Here is a 16,657-nt window from a genome sequence, read left to right on the forward strand (position 1 = left end):
CCCGTCCCGGCGCGCACCTCGGAACACCAGAGCCGCAGCCGGGCGGCGAGGGTGGCGCGGGCGGTGTGGGACGAAAAGGGAATCTCCGGGTAATAGGGTTTGCGGGATCACCGTACGACGGCCTCGGGCACACCCCCGCCCGGCTAGGAGAATCTTGCGACCGCGCCCCCACCGCCCGTTGTACGCCGTGTTGCTGACGGTCGCCGCCGCCGTGTCGCTGTCCGCGTGCGGCAACGCGGGCGAGCTGAAGAGCGCGGGCCCGACGCCCACGGCCGCCGGGCCCGTACGGCTGTGGCCCGACCTCCCGCCCGTCACCGCTCCCCCGTACGACTACGGGGAGACGGACACGGCGCCGATCCCCGGAGTCAAGGTGCCCGGCGGGGGTGTGCGGGATCTGGATCCGCTCGCCGTCGTCCGGGCGGAGGCCGCCGCCTACCCGATGACGTACGCCGGCCCCGACGGCAGCTCACGGGAGACCGTGGCCAGACTGGACGCCTGCGAGGAGAAGCCGGCGTCCTGCCCGGTGCTCAAGCCGTACTACCGCGATCTGACCGGTGACGGGCGGGAGGAACTGATCCTCGGGGTGAGGATGCCCGAGCAGCAGACGGAGGTCCGCGGCTACACGCCCGGCACGGGTGCGGCCGAGGGGACCCTCACGCGGATCATGTCCACCTCCGACCAGTTGGTGAGCGTGGAGCTCGCGGGCCGGGACATCATCCTGCGTTCCGTCTCGGCGGGCATTCCCGGATACGAGTACCGGACGGCCTGGTCCTGGGACAGCCGCCACCAGGCGATGCTGCCGACGCGGGACGAGATCATCCGGGTGCAGCCGCTCCCGAAGGAGCACGGGAACGGCCCGACCGGCCCCGTGCCGACCGGAACGGCACAAGGCGAGCAGCCGTGAAGCATCCTCTTCGGCGGGGTCGGCCCGATGCGACCCGGCCCGGTGCGACCCGGTCCGGTCGGATCCAGCGGCTCCGGCGACTTCGCCGGCCCCGGCGGCTCCGGCGTCTCCGGTGGCCCCGCTGGACCGCCACCCTCACCTGGAAGGCCGCGGTCTTCATCACGGTGATGTGCTGCACCCTCGCCGCGCTGCTCGGCGTGCTGGTCCATGTCGGGGTGACCCGGCAGACCGTGGACGAGTCCCGCGACAAGGCGCTGGAGCAGCTAGCGGACGTGTCGGCGGCGTACGAGGCGGGCGAGCCGCTGCCCAAGTTCGGGGGCGTGGATCCGGCAGGGCTGCCCGGCTCGCTGCGGGCCCTCGCGCTGAGCGGGGAGCGCGGCACGATGGTGAGCAGATTCCGGGGCCGCCCCACGATGTGGGCGGCCGGGCCGGCCGATGGCAGCGTGATCGGCGTACGCATCGACTACACCCAGAGCGCGAAGACGATCTCCGCGCTCGACCGGGCGATCCTCGGGTCGTCGGTGCTGGCGATCGGCGCGACGCTGCTGGTGGGCGCGTTCGCCGTCACCCGGATCACGCGCCGGCTGCATCTGACCGCGCAGGTGGCGCGGAGGATCAGCGCGGGCGATCTCGACGCGCGGGTCGGCGACCCCCGTACGAGGAATCCGTCCCGCCCGCAGGACGAGGTGGCCACGGTGTCGGGTGCGCTGGACACGATGGCCTCCTCGCTCCAGGCCAAGCTGCTGAGCGAGCAGCGTTTCACCGCGGATGTGGCGCATGAGCTGCGTACTCCGCTGACGGGTCTGTCCGCGGCGGCCGAACTGCTGCCCGAGGGACGGCCGGCGGAGCTGGTCCGGGACCGGGTGCGGGCGATGCGCGCGCTGACGGAGGATCTGCTGGAGATCTCGCGGCTGGACGCGGGCGGCGAGACGGTGGATCTGGATATGCACGAGCTGTCGCGGCTGGCCGAGCGGGTGGCACGGGCGGCGGGCACCGAGACCGGGGTGCGGGTGGTGCGCGACGCGACCGTGGAGACCGACCGGCGGCGGCTGGAACGGGTGCTCGGCAATCTCGTCGCCAATGCCCACCTTCACGGCAGCCCGCCGGTGGTGCTCTGTGTGGACGGCCCGGTGGTGACCGTCGCCGACCAGGGGCCCGGCTATCCGGCGTATCTGCTGGAGCACGGCCCGGCCCGGTTCCGGACGGAGGGCGGCGGCAAGGGGCACGGCCTCGGGCTGACGATCGCGGTCGGCCAGGCGGCGGTGATCGGTGCGCGGCTGTCCTTCGCGAACGGCCCGGACGGTGGTGCGGTGGCCCGGCTGACCCTGCCGGAGCCCGCCGCCGAGGCGGGTCCCGCGACGGGCGCGCTGTAGGACCGGGCAAGCGAGCCAGGTCCTACGGCGAACCGGAACCGCCCCCGGCCCTTCCGCACACGGCACCCCCACGTCACCCGGCCCTCAGTCACCGGGCCCTCCGTCACCGCATCAACGCGGACGACATCACCGCAGAGGACATCACCGGATATGACATAAAGGACATAAAGCCCACCTCTTGCTACGTTGCGTGGCATGACCGCAACGACGGCGGACGCTTCCCCGCCCGCCCCACGCCACCCCAAGCGGCGGGGCGTCGAGCTCGCGCTCCTCGTCGGCGCCGTCCTCATCTCCGTCTACGGTTACGCGGCCGTCGGCCTCGCCCGGAACAACGCCGTACCGCCGGACGTCCTCGGTTACGGCTCGGGGCTCGGCCTCCTCGCGCTCACCGCGCATCTCGCGGTCCGCGTCCGCGCCCCCTACGCCGACCCGCTGCTGCTGCCGATCGCGGTCCTCCTCAACGGCCTCGGCCTGGTGCTCATCTACCGGCTCGATCTGGAGACCCCCGACAGCCTGGCCGCGCCGACCCAACTGGTGTGGTCGGCTCTCGGCTTCGGGCTGTGCGTCGCCGTCGTCGCCCTGCTGCCCGACCACCGGATCCTTCAGCGGTACGCGTACCTCTCGGTCTCGGCGGCCCTCGTCCTGATGATCGCACCGATCTTCTTCCCCTCCGTGAACGGCGCGCGGATCTGGATCCGGTTCGGCGAACTCTCCTTCCAGCCCGGCGAGTTCGCGAAGATCCTGCTGGCCGTCTTCTTCGCCTCGTATCTCGCCGCCAGTCACCACACGCTCGCCCTGACCGGCCGCCGCATCTGGAGGCTCCAGCTGCCGCCGGGGCGGGTGCTCGGACCCGTCGTCGCGATCTGGCTGATCAGTGTCATGGTGCTGATCCTCGAACGGGACCTCGGCACATCGCTCCTCTTCTTCGGCCTCTTCGTGATCATGCTGTACGTGGCGACGGGCCGTACCGGCTGGATCGCGGTGGGGCTGGCCCTGGCCGCGGCGGGCGCGTTCGCGGTCGGGACGGTCGAACCGCATGTGCACGGCCGGGTCGACGACTGGCTCAACCCCTTCGCCTCCATCGAGGCGGGCCAGGGCCCCAGCCAGGTCGCCCAGTCGCTGTTCTCGTTCGGCGCGGGCGGCCTGCTCGGCACGGGCCTCGGGCTCGGGCACTCCACCCTCATCGGCTTCGCCGCCAAGTCGGACTTCATCCTCGCCACGGCGGGCGAGGAACTCGGCCTGGTCGGCCTGACCGGCATTCTGCTGCTGTACGCACTGCTCGTGGCGCGCGGATTCCGGGCCGGGCTCAGTCTGCGCGACCCCTTCGGACGGCTGCTGGCCGTCGGTCTGGCCTCGATCGTCGCCCTCCAGGTCTTCGTCATCACGGGCGGGGTGACCGGCCTGATCCCGCTGACCGGCATGGCGATGCCGTTCCTGGCCCAGGGCGGCTCGTCCGTGGTCACCAACTGGATCATCGTGGCGCTGCTCATCCGGGCCAGCGACTCGGCCCGCGAGCCCCGCCCGGAGCCCGAACCGGCACCGGAGCCGGCGGCCCCCCAGGGTCCCGGTTCCTTCACCCTGGTCCCCGGGGAGGACCGTTGATCCGGTACATCCGGCGCGCCGCCGCGCTCTGTCTGGTCCTGCTGATCGCCCTGCTGGCCAACGCGGCACGGGTGCAGGTCTTCGAGTCCGCCGCGCTCGACGAGAACCCGGCCAACCGCCGTGGCGCGATCTCCCGTTACGAGGAGCCGCGCGGCGACATCTTCGCCGGCGGCCGTCCGGTCACCGGCTCCAAGGACACCCGGCAGCAACTCCGCTTCGAACGCACCTATCTCCAGGGCCCGTTGTACGCACCGGTGACGGGGTACTCCTCGCAGACGTACGGCACATCGCTGATCGAGAACGCGACGGACTCCGTGCTCTCCGGCACCGACCCCCGGCTCGTCACGCTCCCGCTCTGGAACGATCTCAGCCGTGCCCGGCAGCCGGGCGGCGATGTCATCACCACCATCAAGCCCGCGATGCAGAAGGCCGCCTACGAGGGACTCGGCGGGAAGCGGGGCGCGGTCGCCGCCGTCGAACCCTCGTCCGGCCGGATCCTCGCGCTGGTCAGCAGCCCTTCGTACGATCCCGGCACGCTCTCCGGCACCGGTCCCGCCGCAAGGAAGGCATGGGCCGAACTGAACGCCCTGAGCACCCAGCCGATGCTCAACCGGGCGATCCGGCAGACGTATCCACCCGGTTCGGCATTCAAGATCGTCACAGCGGCGGCGGCGCTGGACTCGGGCCTGGTGTCGGACGTGGACGAGCCGACGGACACGCCCGACCCCTATGTCCTGCCCGGCACCCGCACCACGCTCCCCGACGACACGGAGGGCTGCGGCGACGCGTCCCTCGCGTACGCGCTCCAGTGGTCCTGCAACACGGTGATGGCGAACCTCGGCGTACAGATCGGGCTGCCCCGGATGCTCGCCACCGCCACCGCCTTCGGCTTCAACGACCACCGGCTCCGGATCCCGTCCGGCGTCGCGCCCTCCAACTTCGACGCCCGGATGTCGGCAGACCAACTGGCGCTCTCCTCGATCGGCCAGTTCAACACGAAGGCGACCCCGCTCCAGATGGCGATGGTCTCGGCGGCGGTCGCCAACGGCGGGGACCTCAAGTACCCCTATCTGGTGGACCGGGTGACCACCGGCACCGGCCGCACTCTCTCCCGGAACCACCAGCGCTCGTACCAGCGGGCCATGAACCCGGCCACGGCCCGGGAGCTGCGGCGTCTGATGGTGCGGGTGGTGGAGGAGGGCACCGGCTCGAACGCGGCGATCCCCGGCGCTCGGGTCGGCGGCAAGACGGGAACGGCCCAGCACGGCCTCGGCAACTCCGGTACCCCGTACGCCTGGTTCATCTCCTGGGCCCAGGCCGATGACGCGATGCGGCCCGCGGTGGCCGTCGCGGTCGTCGTCGAGGACGCGAACGCGGTCCGCGACCACATCAGCGGCGGCGGCGACGCGGCCCCGATCGCCAAGGCGGTCATGGAGGCGGCGCTGCGGGACTGACCGCCGGACCCCGCCGCCCCACCGGCGACCCCGGCCCGGCCCCAAGGGGCTGCCCCTTAGTAGACGACGAGTCAACAAGTCGTACGCAGAGGCTTGACGCGCTTACTGACGCAGAGTCTGATAAAGGTCATGACAACAGTGTCCGAACGCGACACCCCGCTGCTCCACGACGCTCTGGGCCCCCTTCGCGACCGTGAGCAGGTCGCCCAGCGCCTCCTCGAAGCCTCCGCCAAGCACTCCTTCGACCCGGACGCGGAACTCGACTGGGACTCCCCCTTCGAGGAGGGGAAATGGTTCTGGCCGCCGGAGCTGGTCTCCCTCTACGGCACCCCGCTCTGGCGGCGGATGTCCGAGGAACAGCGGATGGACCTCGCCCGGCACGAGGCCGCGTCCCTCGCCTCGCTCGGCATCTGGTTCGAGATCATCCTGATGCAGCTACTGGTCCGGCACATCTACGACAAGCCCCTGACCAGCGGTCATGTGCGGTACGCCCTCACCGAGATCGCCGACGAGTGCCGGCACTCGATGATGTTCGCCCGGATGATCCGCAAGGGCGGGACACCCGCGTACCCCGTCCCCCGCGTCCATCACCAGCTGGGACGCGTACTGAAGACCGTCTCGACCACGCCCGGCTCCTTCGCGGCCACGCTCCTCGGCGAGGAGATACTCGACTGGATGCAGCGGCTGACCTTCCCCGACGAGCGGGTGCAGCCCCTCGTCCGCGGAGTCACCCGCATCCATGTGGTGGAGGAGGCCCGTCATGTCCGTTACGCCCGCGAGGAGCTGCGCCGCCAGATGGTGACCGCACCCCGCTGGGAGCGGGAGCTGACCCGGATCAGCTGCGGGCACGCGGCGCGGGTGTTCTCCGTCTGCTTCGTCAATCCTCGGGTGTACGCGGACGTCGGACTCGACCGCGGGGAGGCCGTCGCCCAGGTACGGGCCAGCGGGCACCGCCGGGAGGTCATGCGGTCCGGAGCCAAGCGGCTCACGGACTTCCTCGACGACATCGGGGTGCTGCGGGGGCCGGGCCGGCGGCTGTGGAAGCGGTCCGGCCTGCTCGCCTGATCCCGGCAGGCCGTGGGGCCACGGCGGCCCCTGGCACCGACGACGCCGACGACGCCGAGGAGTCCGGTCACAGCACCGGCCAGACCGCCGGGCCGCTCCACCGGAACCCGTCCGGCAAGGCGGTCACGGGTTCGCCCGAGCGCGGGCGCGGCCACCATGGGAGGCCCACCCGCATGGGGGAGACTGGGCCGGGTGAGAAGCGAGAACGCGCCCTTCATCGGCGGGCCCCTCGACGGGCGAACGTTGCCCGTGCTCGTCGGGCCCACCGGGCATCCGCCCAAGTGGTACGAGATTCCCGTGCCGAACGACGACGGCACCCCGCCGACGGTGCACGCCTACCGCCGCGTCCCCGCCGGATACACCAAGCGGCTCGGGCTCCAGCGTGGCTGGCGGTACGAGTACGCGCCACAGGGCAGGGAGCGCCGCGAGCTGAAGTGGCCCTGGTCGAAGCCGCAGGGCCGAGCCGACACGCCGTAGGACCCCCGGACTGCCCCTGGGACGGGTGACGTCGTTCCGCCGAATCGGCCACCCGGAAGGCGCACGGACCCAGGGGCCCGCACGATCGCGGGTGTGGGGCGGCAAGGGGCCGCGCCCCGGTCGGAGGTGAAGGCGTGTCAGGCAGATTGCTCCGCACAGTGTGCACGGCGGCGCTCACGGCGGTCACCCTGATCGCGACCGCGCCGGGCGGCGTCCGGGCTGACCCGGTCCCGGCCGCCGCGACCGTCGAGCCGGACGACGCCACCGCCGCGACCGACGGGCAGGGCGAAGACGAATCCGCCCCCCAAGACGACAGCGAGTACCCCCAGGACTCCTGGGATGCCCAGGAATCCGACGATTCCCAGGACTCCCCGGAGGCCGGAGAGCCCCCGGAGGCCGGAGAGCCCCAGCAGCCCGAGGGTGCCCAGGAGCCCGAAGGCGCTGAGGGCACCCCCGGGGGCGAACTCTCGGGCGATCCCGGAGCCGCCGCGCCCCCGGCGGCCCCCGGTCCCCCGGAGTCCGTTCCCCAGCTGGTCGCCCGGCTCGGGACCCTCTACCGGCTGGCCGAGGAAGCCGGTGATACGTACGCCGCCGCCGAGAAGCGGCTGAAGGCCCAGCGTGCCGAGACCGCGCGGCTCGGCCGGCAGCTGACCACGGCACGGGACGCGCTCGACGCCAGCCGGGCGGAATCGGGGCGGCTGGCGCGGGAGCAGTACCAGGGCCACTCCGAGCTGTCCTCGTATCTGCGGCTGCTTCTCGCTCCGAGCCCCCAGCACGCCCTGGACGAGCGCCATCTGATGCAGCGCGTGGCGGCGAACCGGATGGCGGTCGTGAACCTGCTGGAGTCTCGGGCGAAGAAGGCGGAGGCACTCGCCGCCGCCTCCCACAAGGCCCTCGACAAGGAACGGGCCCTCGCAGCCGGGCAGCAGAAGGCGCGGACGACGGCGGACGCGCGGCTGAAGGACGTCCAGAAGACCCTCGCCTCGCTCTCCCCCGAGCAGATCACCGGGCTCACCTCCCCGCAGGGCCAGGAGAGTCTGGTCGCGTCGGGCGCGTTCGGCTCTCCCGACGAACAGCGCAAGCCCACCCCGCAGGGCGCCAAGGCCGTCAAGTACGCCGTCGACCAGATCGGGAAGCCGTACGCCCAGGGCGCACAGGGCCCCAAGGCGTACGACTCCTCCGGTCTGACCTCCCGCGCCTGGAACGCCGCCGGGCTGAAGATCCCGCGCACCAGCCAGAAGCAGTGGCGGGATCTGCCGAAGGTGGCACTGCGCTCGCTGCGCCCCGGCGATCTGGTGGTCTACTTCCCCGAGGCGACCCATGTGGCGGTGTATCTGGGCAACGGGATGGTGGTCCAGGCCCCGCGGCCCGGCGCGAAGGTCAAGGTCTCCCCCCTCGCGTCGAACCCGGTGCTGGGCGCGGTGCGGCCCGATCCGGACGGCGCCCCGCTGGACGGGTACACCCCGCCGCGGCTCCCCGACGGGGCCACGGCGGGGCCGGACACGGGCTACTCGGGCGCCAAGGCCCCGGCGGAGGGTCCCACGGCTCCCGAGAATCCTGTGGCGCCCCAGGCTCCTGCGACTCCCTCAGCTCCCGAGAACCCTGCGGCTCCCGAGGCTCCTGTGACGCCCTCGGCTCCCGAGGCTCCTCAGGATCCCGCGGCCCCCGCGACTCCCGTGGTGGCGCGGGCGGCGACCTCGCCCAGATAGGACTCGGCGAGCGCCGGGTCGTAGAAGAAGTTCTCGAAGTCCGCGGGGTCGTTGAACCCGTTGGCGAACCGGTCGGCCACCGGCTGGAGCCGGCCGGCCGCGCCGATCAGGTTCAGGATGTGCTCCGGCGGCGGCGCGAGCATCGCGTTGGTCCACTTGGTGACGTGCCGCGCGGTCTCCCAGTAGCGGTCGAACGCGGACCGCATCCACTCCTCGTCGAACGGCTTCTCCCCGTGCTCGGTGATCGAGGCGAGATACGAGGCCGCGCACTTGGAGGCGGAGTTCGAGCCCTGTCCGGTGACGGGGTCGTTGGCGACGACGACGTCCGCGACGCCGAGGACCAGTCCGCCGCCGGGCAGCCGCCCGACCGGGTTCCGCACGGTGGGGGCGTACCGGCCGGCGAGCGTGCCGCCCGCGTCGGTCAGTTCGACCTTGGTGGCACGCGCGTACTCCCAGGGGGTGAACCGCTCCATCAGCTCCAGCGTGAGCGAGAGGTGCTCGGCCGGGTCCTTGACGCCCTTGAAGACGTCGAGCGGGCCGCCGGGGATGCCTTCCCAGAAGAGGATGTCCGCGCGGCCGCTGGTGGTGAGGGTCGGCATGACGAACAGTTCACCGACGCCGGGCACCAGATTGCAGCGGACGGCGTCGTAGTCGGGGTGCTCGGGGCGCGGGCCGAGGCCGTGGACGTAGGCGACGGAGAGGGCGCGCTGCGGAGCGTCGTACGGGGAGCGCGAGGCGTCCCGGCCGAACATCGAGACCAGTTCGCCCTTGCCCGCCGAGACGAGCACCAGATCGTAGGTGCGGGCGAAGAAGTCGAGGTCGGAGACGGCCGCCCCGTGGATGACGAGCTGTCCTCCGCGCTGGGCGAACGTCTCCATCCAGCCGGCCATCTTGACGCGCTGGTCGACGGACTGGGCATAGCCGTCGAGCTTGCCGACCCAGTCGATGAGCCGTCCCCTGGGCCCGCCGGGGGCGTCCTGGGATTCGGGTCCGGCGACGGAGACTCCGAGGCCCTGGATCTTCGGCGCCTGGGTTTCCCAGAAGTTGATGTCCAGATCGCGCTCGTGCTGGAGCGCGGTGTGGAACATGCACTGCGTCGACATGACCCGGCCGGTCCGGATCTCGTCGGCGGTACGGTTGGACATCAGGGTGACCTCGTAGCCCCGCGACTGCAGGCCGAGGGCGAGCTGGAGACCGGACTGACCGGCTCCGACTATGAGTATCTTCCGCATCCGGGGTGTCTCTTTCGTCGGTTCGGAGAGCTGTTCAAGAATCCGTTCGAAGATCTGCTCGAAGCTGTGTCCATAAGCCCGCCGGTGGGCACATGAGTGCGTCCACGGATGCGTTCACCGTCCGACGGCTATTCGGGAGTCGCTTCGAGCGCATGGGCGACCAGCGTGAGCAGTGACTCGATGACGGTGAACCGCTGCCGGGCGTCCATGATCACGATCGGTACCCGCGCGGGTATGGTCAATGCCTCCCGCACGTCCTCTTTTTCGAACAGCTCCGAACCGTCGAAGTGGTTGACGGCGACGACGTACGGCATCCCGCTGCTCTCGAAGTAGTCGAGCGCGGGGAAGCAGTCCGACAGCCGCCGGGTGTCGGCGAGCACGATCGCGCCGATCGCACCCCGTGCGAGGTCGTCCCACATGAACCAGAAGCGCTGCTGACCGGGCGTGCCGAAGACGTACAGCACCAGGTCGTCGTCGAGCGTGATCCGGCCGAAGTCCATGGCGACGGTCGTGGTGAGCTTGCCGGGCGTGGCGGAGAGATCGTCGGTCTCCTCGCTCGCCTGGGTCATCAGGGCCTCGGTCTGGAGCGGGGTGATCTCCGAGACCGTTCCGACGAAGGTCGTCTTGCCCACGCCGAAACCGCCCGCCACCACGACCTTGGTGACGGTGGGGGCGCGGTCGTGGTCCAGCTGCCAGTCCCGCAGGCCGTCTTCGGCCGCGGGGACCGCGGTGGCCTCGGTGGCCTCGGTGACCGGGGTGGCGCCGGAGGGCTGACGCGGCACCTGGGCCTGGGCCGGGGTCCGGGGTTGTTCGGGGGCGGGCAGTGTGTCAGAGCCGGCGGAGTCCACTCAGCACCCTTTCGAGCAGTGCGCGTTCCGGTCTTCCGGGGCCGTGCCCCGTGCCGTACACACGGATCTTTCCCTGGTCGGCGAGGTCGCTGAGAAGCACCCTGACGACGCCCAGCGGCATCTTGAGGATCGCCGAGATCTCGGCGACGGTACGCATACGGCGGCACAGCTCGACGATGGCCTGCAACTCGGGCATGACCCGTGTCGACAGATCGCCCTGGGGCAGCTCCCGACGGTCGGCGGGGGCTTCGAGCGCGGCCACCAGCGTCTCGACGAGCAGTACATGGCCGAAGCGGGTGCGCCCGCCGGTGAGCGAGTAGGGCCGTACGCGGGCGGGGCGGCGGCTCTCGCCGCGCCTGGGCAGTCCGGCGGGGGTGGACGAGGCGGTCACCGGGTGCCTTCCAGGGACTGGCGCAGCTCGCTGCGGAGTTCGGGGGTGAGCACATGTCCGGCGCGGCCCACGAACAGGCCCATGTGGTACGCGACCACGGCCATGTCGCAGTCGGCGTCGGCGTGGACCCCGAGCAGCGAGCCGTCGCTGATCGACATGATGAACACGCAGGCGTCCTCCATGGCGACCATCGTCTGTTTGACGCCGCCGCCGTCCATCAGCCGGGCGGCCCCGACGGTCAGGCTGCCGATGCCGGAGACGATGGTGGCGAGGTCGGCGCTGGAGCCTCTGGGGCCCTCCGGGCGTACGGCGGGGGCGGGGGCGGCGACGTTCTGGTCGGGATCGGACGAGAGCAGGAGCAGTCCGTCGGACGAGACGACGGCGACGGAGCGCAGACCCGGTACCTCCTCCACCAGATTGCTCAGCAGCCAGTGCAGATTGCGGGCCTCCGTGCTCAGGCCGAATGTCCCGGTCGCAGTCAACTGCGTGCCTCCTCGACTGTGTCCCCCGCTTCTTCTGGCGCTGCCGTGCGCGCGATCTCGGCGCGTGCTTCACGGCGGCCCTCCTCCGCCGCCCGCTGGAAGCCGCCGAGCCTGCGTCGCAGGGCTTCGGCGTCGACGCTGCCGGTGCGCTGACCGGGTGCGGCGGCGGGCTTGACGACCCTGGGCGTGCGCTTGGGCAGGCCCTTGTCGGTGACGCGGTCCCAGGTGGGTGCGTCGACGGGTCCGGTCGGACCGGACACGGGCGCCCATGCGGGCTCCCCGGCCCGCTCGGGCTCGGCCGCGGGCTGGTACTCCGCGGCCGTTTCCCTCTGGCGCCCGTACTCGTGCTCGTACTCGTGGTGGCGGTCCGGTGCGGTGTGGGGACCGATGTCGTCGAACGCGGGCGCGGGTGCGGGGACGGTGGGTGTTCCGTACGGCTCCTGGTCCGGCAGCCGCATCTCGAAGGTGGCCTCGTCGGCCCCCGCGTAGCCGGGGGTCCGGTCGTAGCCGATGCCCTGTGCCGGAACGGTCGGCTCCGCCGGGTAGGCCGGGTCCGTCGGCCCCGCCGGGTAGGCGTCGGCCGGGTAGCCGTCGGCCGTCCGCCCGTGTGCCTCCTGCGCCGATTCCCGTTCCCGTTCCCGCTCAGCCTTGCGTATGGCGGCCTCGGCCGCCTCCACCAGCGGGTCGGTGCCCGGTGCGATCCCCAGCGGGGCCCGCGCGGTTTCGGGCGTCGGCATGGGCTCGGGCGCCGGTACGGGTTCGGACGTGGGCATGGGCTCAGGCGCCGGGGTGGGCGCCGGTACGGGCTCGGGTGCGGGTGCCGGGGTGGGCGCCGCGTGCCGGGGGGTGGCGGGCAGCGCGTTGGAGTTGGCCTCGGCGACCGATCCGGGCAGCTGGACCGGGGCCGTGTCCCCGTGCGCCCCGATGTGGTGCTCGGCGGGCGGCTCCTTGGGCAGCAGCGTCTGCGGCAGGACGACGACCGAGGTGATCCCTCCCCCCGCGCCCTGGGATCGCGGAGAGCCCCCGGACTTCTGGTCGCGCAGCTGCACCCGTACGCCGTGGCGTGCGGCCAGCAGCGCGGTGACGCGCAGCCCGAGCCCCTCCTCCCGGCCGGACGGGGTCTCGAACGCGTCCGGGTTCTCCAGCCGTTCGTTGACCTCGGCGAGCCGGCTCGCGGTCATCCCTATCCCGCTGTCCTGGACGGAGAGCATCACTTCGCCGCTCTCCAGCAGCCAGCCCGAGAGTTCGACCCTCGCGTCCGGCGGCGAGAAGGAGGTCGCGTTCTCCAGCAGTTCGGCGATCAGATGGCTCAGATCGTCGGCGGCGAAACCGGCGACCTGGGCGTGCGGCGGCAGTGACTGGATGACGACCCGCTCGTACCGCTCGATCTCGCTGACGGCGGCGCGCAGGACGTCCACCAGCGGGACGGCGCCGGGGTGCCCGTGGGAGTGCTCGGCCCCGGCGAGCACCAGCAGGTTCTCGCTGTGGCGGCGCATGACGGTGGCCATGTGGTCGAGCTTGAAGAGCGTGGCGAGCCGCTCCGGGTCCTGCTCGCGCTCCTCCAGCTTCTCGATCACACCGAGCTGGCGTTCGACGAGGCCGAGCGTGCGCAGCGAGAGATTGACGAAGGTGTGGTCGACTGCGTGGCGCAGCCGCTGGATCTCGGCGGTCAGCTCGTCGGCGTGACGGCGCATCTCCTCGGTGCGCGCGTGCATTCCGGCGCGCTCGGCGGCGAGTTCGGTGACCATGGCGTCGCGTGCCCCGGCCATCCCGCCCCGGTCCTCTTCGGCTCGCCCGGCGCGTACGCCGAGCTCGCGGACCTTGTCGTGCAGGGTGTTGAGGGAGCGTACGACCTGGGCGAACTCGTCGTTGCGGCCGGTGAAGCCGACCGGCTCCTCGGTGTCGGGCGCGGCGGCGAGCCGGGCCGCGCCGATGCGCAGTACGGCGAGGGGACGGGTGATCGTACGGAGGAGGGCGGCCAGGATGGCGATGGCGAGCAGGAAGAGGCCACCGAGGATCGCGATCTCGATCTCCAGCGCGGTGACGTCGTCGTCACGGAGCTTCTCGAGGCTGGTGATGCGCTCGGAGGCGAGGGAGGACTCGACTCCGCGCATCTGCTCGATGCGGGCGGTGAGCGAGGTCTCCAGCGTCCGCCGGTTGGTCTTGAGGTCGCCGTCGGTGAGGTGGGGCTGGTCGGTGAGGCGGGCGAGCGAGGACTCGGCCTTCTTGACCTCCGCTCCGGTGACGGTGGCGGCCAGGGAGTCCTGGGCCTCCTTGTTCGCCGCCAGGTCGAAGTCGGAGAGCGCGGCGAGTTCCCGTACGCGGGACTGCTGGGCGAGGGCGCTGAGCCCGTCACGGGTACGTTCGGCGGCCTTGCCGCTCTCGCTCGGCTCCTCCTCGACGGGGAGCCCGGTGATGGGGTCGTAGCTCTCCTCGGGCTCCTCGCGCGGCACGGAGAGCGCGGCGAGGAGAAGCCCTCGGGTGGCGGAAGCCTGTTCGACGGCGAGTCCGAGTGCCGCCGGCGCTCGGGTGCCGTCGGCGGCGCGGGGCGGGGTCTTCTCGACGAGTTCGTCGGCGAGCGCGTGCAGACCGGCGATGACGGTGGAGTACGCCCGGTGGGCCTCCATGGCCGTGCCGTCGCCGGTGAGGGCGGTGCGGCGGACGGAGGGCACGGCCGACAGATCGCGGCGCAGCGTGGCGCGGTCTTCGGGGACCGAGTCCCGTATCTCGTCGATCTGCCGGTCGACGCGGGCGCTCCGGGTGTCGGTGATCTCGCGCCGGTCGGCCTCGGAGCCCTTCTGTCCGTCGCGTCCGGCCGCGATGTACGCGGTGACCTCGTCGCGCTCGTCGGCGAGCGAGTGGGCCAGGGTGACGGCCTGTCTGTTGAGCTGGGCGAGCGTCACCAGCCGCTGGGACTCGTGGAGTTCCCGGGAGGTGTCCAGCAGGCCGGGCGCGCCCGCCGCCACGACGACCAGGCCGACGACGGCGACGCCCACGACCAGCCGGCTCCGCAGCCGCTTGGCGCGGCCACTCGCGACGGGGACGGGCGATGCGGCGCCCTGCGCCGGGAACGTCTCAGGGACCAGGGGGGCCTGAGGCCGCTTCTTCTGCACCGGTGCTCGCAATCCTGCTTGACTCGTCCAGCCCTTGAACCATGAAGCAGAGATGACGACCGGTCATACGCGAGATCCCACCCCTGGCACGACTTCAGACGATTCCAGTGCTTTTGGGAGGGATGGCACACTTCGGCCGCTCCGCCACCTGAACGAGTGAACATCACCGAGGAGTTGGCGAACAACTCCGCTCGGTTGTCGGACGGACGGCTCCGATGAGGCGGACTGGATCTTCGGGCCCGGCTTTGGCAGGATGCGCGCCCGCGCCCGCGATTTGGCTTGTTCACTCTATCCGAACACGGCCTGACCTGGCCGTACGGATGAATCCTTCGCTTGTGCAGACGTCGTGAACGAGTCATGCAGACTGGGAATCATGCGTATCGAACTGGCCACTTCTCCCGGCTCGGCCGAACGGCCCAACGAGGACTGGGTATCCGTCGCCCTCCCCGCCTCGGGCCAGGGCGGATCCCTGGTGGCGCTCGACGGGGTGACTCCTCCGGAGGGTGACTACGGGTGTGTGCACGGAGTTCCGTGGTTCACGGCCCGGCTCGGCGGTGCCCTGCTCGAACTGTCCGGTTCACGACACGAACTGACCTTGACCGAAATCCTCTCCGCGGCAATTCGGCGCACCGCCGACCACCATCGGGCCACCTGTGACCTTTCTCACGTACGTACTCCGCAGGCCACGGTGGTGGTCGTCCGCTGGGGCGGGCCGGCGGAGGACGTGGAGTTTCTGGTGCTCTCCGACTCGACGCTGCTGCTGGAGTCGCCGGACGGCGGAGTCCGGGCGGTGCTGGACGACCGGATCGCACGGCTGCCCCGGGAGCGGCTGCGCACCCATGCCTCGGCGGACGCGCTGCGCAACGCGGAGGGCGGCTTCTTCACGGCCGCGGCCGATCCGGCGGTCGCCTCCCGCGCGGTGACGGGCCGGGTCCCCCGCGCCGGGGTCCGCGCGATCGCCGCGCTGACCGACGGCGCCTCGCGCTGGGTGGACATGTTCGCCGAGGGCAGTTGGACGGAGTGCGTGGCGGTCCTGCGGAAGGAAGGCGCCCAGGGCCTGATCGACCGTGTCCGCGCGGTCGAGACGGCGGCGGCGCTGGAGCGGACGGAAGTCGTCCGCTGGAAGCTGCACGATGACGCGGCGGTGGTCTACGCGGAGCTGTAGGCGATCCGTCCGGGGATCCCCCGCCCCCGCGTCCGACCGACCTCTCCCGTCGGCCTGCTCACTCCCCCGCCTGCCGCCCGATTCACGCACGGCTCCCCGGCTCGCTTCCGCCCGCCCCTGACTCGGCTCACACGGGGGCTGCCCCGGCTCCCGTCTCCGTGCGTCCGGCTCACTGCCCCGCCCGCTGGTTCAGCTGGGAGAGCAGCCGCGCCAACTCCGCGATCTCGCCCCGGTCCCAGCCCGCGAGCTTGCGGACATAGCGGTCGCGACGCGCGTCCCTCACTCGGCGGAATCTCTCCAGACCTTCTCCCGTGAGCCGGACGAGTGAGGCCCGGCCGTCCGCCGGATCGGGCTCCCGCGCCACCAGTCCGACCTCTTCGAGCGCGCGCAACTGACGGCTCATCGTCGCCTTGCCGACGCCGAAGTAGGCCGCGAGGTCGGTGGCGCGCTGAGACCCCGCGGCCTCGAGTCGCACGAGCAACCCGTAGGCGGCGGGCTCCAGTCCGGGGTGGACCTCGCGGGCCATCTCGCCGGAATTGGCGCGGGCCCTGCGCAGGAACACGGCCAACTCCCGCTCCAGGGCCAGGAATACCTGGTCCACACCACTCACATCTTTGGGGTCGGCCTCACTCCCCGTACCGCTTCCGTGCACGTCAGCACCCCTCGCAGGCTTTCCGATTCCTGAAAGTTCTTTTCAGCGGCACCCTCTCCGCAGCTCGGCCAGTATTCCGCAGGCGTCGACCGACGACAGCACCCCGCCCCCCTTCACCGGCCGCGGTCTACGTGCGTAGCTTCACATGCGACATGTACATAGCAAATTGCTCCATCGCGGGAATGTCGGT

14 protein-coding genes are annotated in these 16,657 nt (G+C 71.7%); 8 read left to right on the forward strand and 6 right to left on the reverse strand.

Features of this window, described 5'->3' with window-relative positions; translation table 11 throughout:
* Positions 1 to 154: 154 nt before the first annotated feature.
* From ACWEFL_RS01245 to ACWEFL_RS01275, 7 genes are all read left to right on the forward strand, one after another.
* The gene (locus tag ACWEFL_RS01245) at positions 155 to 904 is read left to right on the forward strand and encodes a hypothetical protein (RefSeq protein WP_451705659.1); all 750 of its coding nucleotides are present in this window, start codon (positions 155 to 157) and stop codon (positions 902 to 904) included.
* Between the two features lie 167 nt (positions 905 to 1,071).
* Positions 1,072 to 2,277 carry a histidine kinase dimerization/phospho-acceptor domain-containing protein gene (locus ACWEFL_RS01250; RefSeq protein WP_451705662.1) on the forward strand — a complete coding sequence of 402 codons (1,206 nt, stop codon included), beginning with the start codon at positions 1,072 to 1,074 and terminating at the stop codon, positions 2,275 to 2,277.
* Between the two features lie 195 nt (positions 2,278 to 2,472).
* Positions 2,473 to 3,879, forward strand: coding sequence for an FtsW/RodA/SpoVE family cell cycle protein (locus ACWEFL_RS01255; RefSeq protein ID WP_451705665.1), 1,407 nt, complete (start codon positions 2,473 to 2,475; stop codon positions 3,877 to 3,879).
* Complete coding sequence (locus tag ACWEFL_RS01260) at positions 3,876 to 5,333, forward strand: penicillin-binding transpeptidase domain-containing protein (RefSeq protein ID WP_451705667.1); 1,458 nt, start codon at positions 3,876 to 3,878, stop codon at positions 5,331 to 5,333. The genes ACWEFL_RS01255 and ACWEFL_RS01260 overlap by 4 nt, the downstream gene beginning before the upstream one ends.
* Before the next feature lie 129 nt (positions 5,334 to 5,462).
* Entirely contained in the window at positions 5,463 to 6,398 is a 936-nt protein-coding gene (locus ACWEFL_RS01265) for an AurF N-oxygenase family protein (RefSeq protein ID WP_451705670.1), read from the forward strand.
* A gap of 192 nt (positions 6,399 to 6,590) precedes the next feature.
* Positions 6,591 to 6,875 (forward strand): hypothetical protein, encoded by a 285-nt coding sequence (locus ACWEFL_RS01270; protein WP_451705672.1) that lies wholly within the window; start codon positions 6,591 to 6,593, stop codon positions 6,873 to 6,875.
* A gap of 134 nt (positions 6,876 to 7,009) precedes the next feature.
* Positions 7,010 to 8,584: an NlpC/P60 family protein gene (locus tag ACWEFL_RS01275; RefSeq protein WP_451705675.1), complete on the forward strand. Its 1,575-nt coding sequence runs from the start codon at positions 7,010 to 7,012 to the stop codon at positions 8,582 to 8,584.
* On the opposite strand, the gene ACWEFL_RS01280 is transcribed toward ACWEFL_RS01275, so the two are convergent.
* The 5 genes from ACWEFL_RS01280 to ACWEFL_RS01300 form a co-directional block, all read right to left on the reverse strand.
* Positions 8,524 to 9,816, reverse strand: coding sequence for a styrene monooxygenase/indole monooxygenase family protein (locus ACWEFL_RS01280; protein ID WP_451705677.1), 1,293 nt, complete (start codon positions 9,814 to 9,816; stop codon positions 8,524 to 8,526). The two genes, ACWEFL_RS01275 and ACWEFL_RS01280, sit on opposite strands and share 61 nt — an antisense overlap.
* A 128-nt stretch (positions 9,817 to 9,944) precedes the next feature.
* A complete protein-coding gene (locus ACWEFL_RS01285; RefSeq protein ID WP_451705680.1) occupies positions 9,945 to 10,664 on the reverse strand; it encodes a GTP-binding protein in 720 nt (239 codons plus the stop codon).
* Positions 10,645 to 11,055: a DUF742 domain-containing protein gene (locus ACWEFL_RS01290; RefSeq protein WP_451705682.1), complete on the reverse strand. Its 411-nt coding sequence runs from the start codon at positions 11,053 to 11,055 to the stop codon at positions 10,645 to 10,647. Before ACWEFL_RS01290 ends, ACWEFL_RS01285 begins: the two co-directional genes overlap by 20 nt.
* Positions 11,052 to 11,537, reverse strand: a complete 486-nt coding sequence (locus tag ACWEFL_RS01295; RefSeq protein WP_451705685.1) for a roadblock/LC7 domain-containing protein — start codon at positions 11,535 to 11,537, stop codon at positions 11,052 to 11,054. Before ACWEFL_RS01295 ends, ACWEFL_RS01290 begins: the two co-directional genes overlap by 4 nt.
* The gene (locus ACWEFL_RS01300) at positions 11,534 to 14,650 is read right to left on the reverse strand and encodes a nitrate- and nitrite sensing domain-containing protein (protein ID WP_451705687.1); all 3,117 of its coding nucleotides are present in this window, start codon (positions 14,648 to 14,650) and stop codon (positions 11,534 to 11,536) included. The genes ACWEFL_RS01295 and ACWEFL_RS01300 overlap by 4 nt, the downstream gene beginning before the upstream one ends.
* A gap of 373 nt (positions 14,651 to 15,023) precedes the next feature.
* On the opposite strand from ACWEFL_RS01300, the gene ACWEFL_RS01305 reads away from it, so the two are divergent.
* Positions 15,024 to 15,815, forward strand: coding sequence for a hypothetical protein (locus ACWEFL_RS01305; protein WP_451705688.1), 792 nt, complete (start codon positions 15,024 to 15,026; stop codon positions 15,813 to 15,815).
* A gap of 169 nt (positions 15,816 to 15,984) precedes the next feature.
* On the opposite strand, the gene ACWEFL_RS01310 is transcribed toward ACWEFL_RS01305, so the two are convergent.
* A complete protein-coding gene (locus ACWEFL_RS01310; protein ID WP_451705690.1) occupies positions 15,985 to 16,416 on the reverse strand; it encodes a MarR family winged helix-turn-helix transcriptional regulator in 432 nt (143 codons plus the stop codon).
* Positions 16,417 to 16,657 lie beyond the last annotated feature (241 nt).

The organism is Streptomyces sp. NPDC004838, assembly GCF_053600955.1.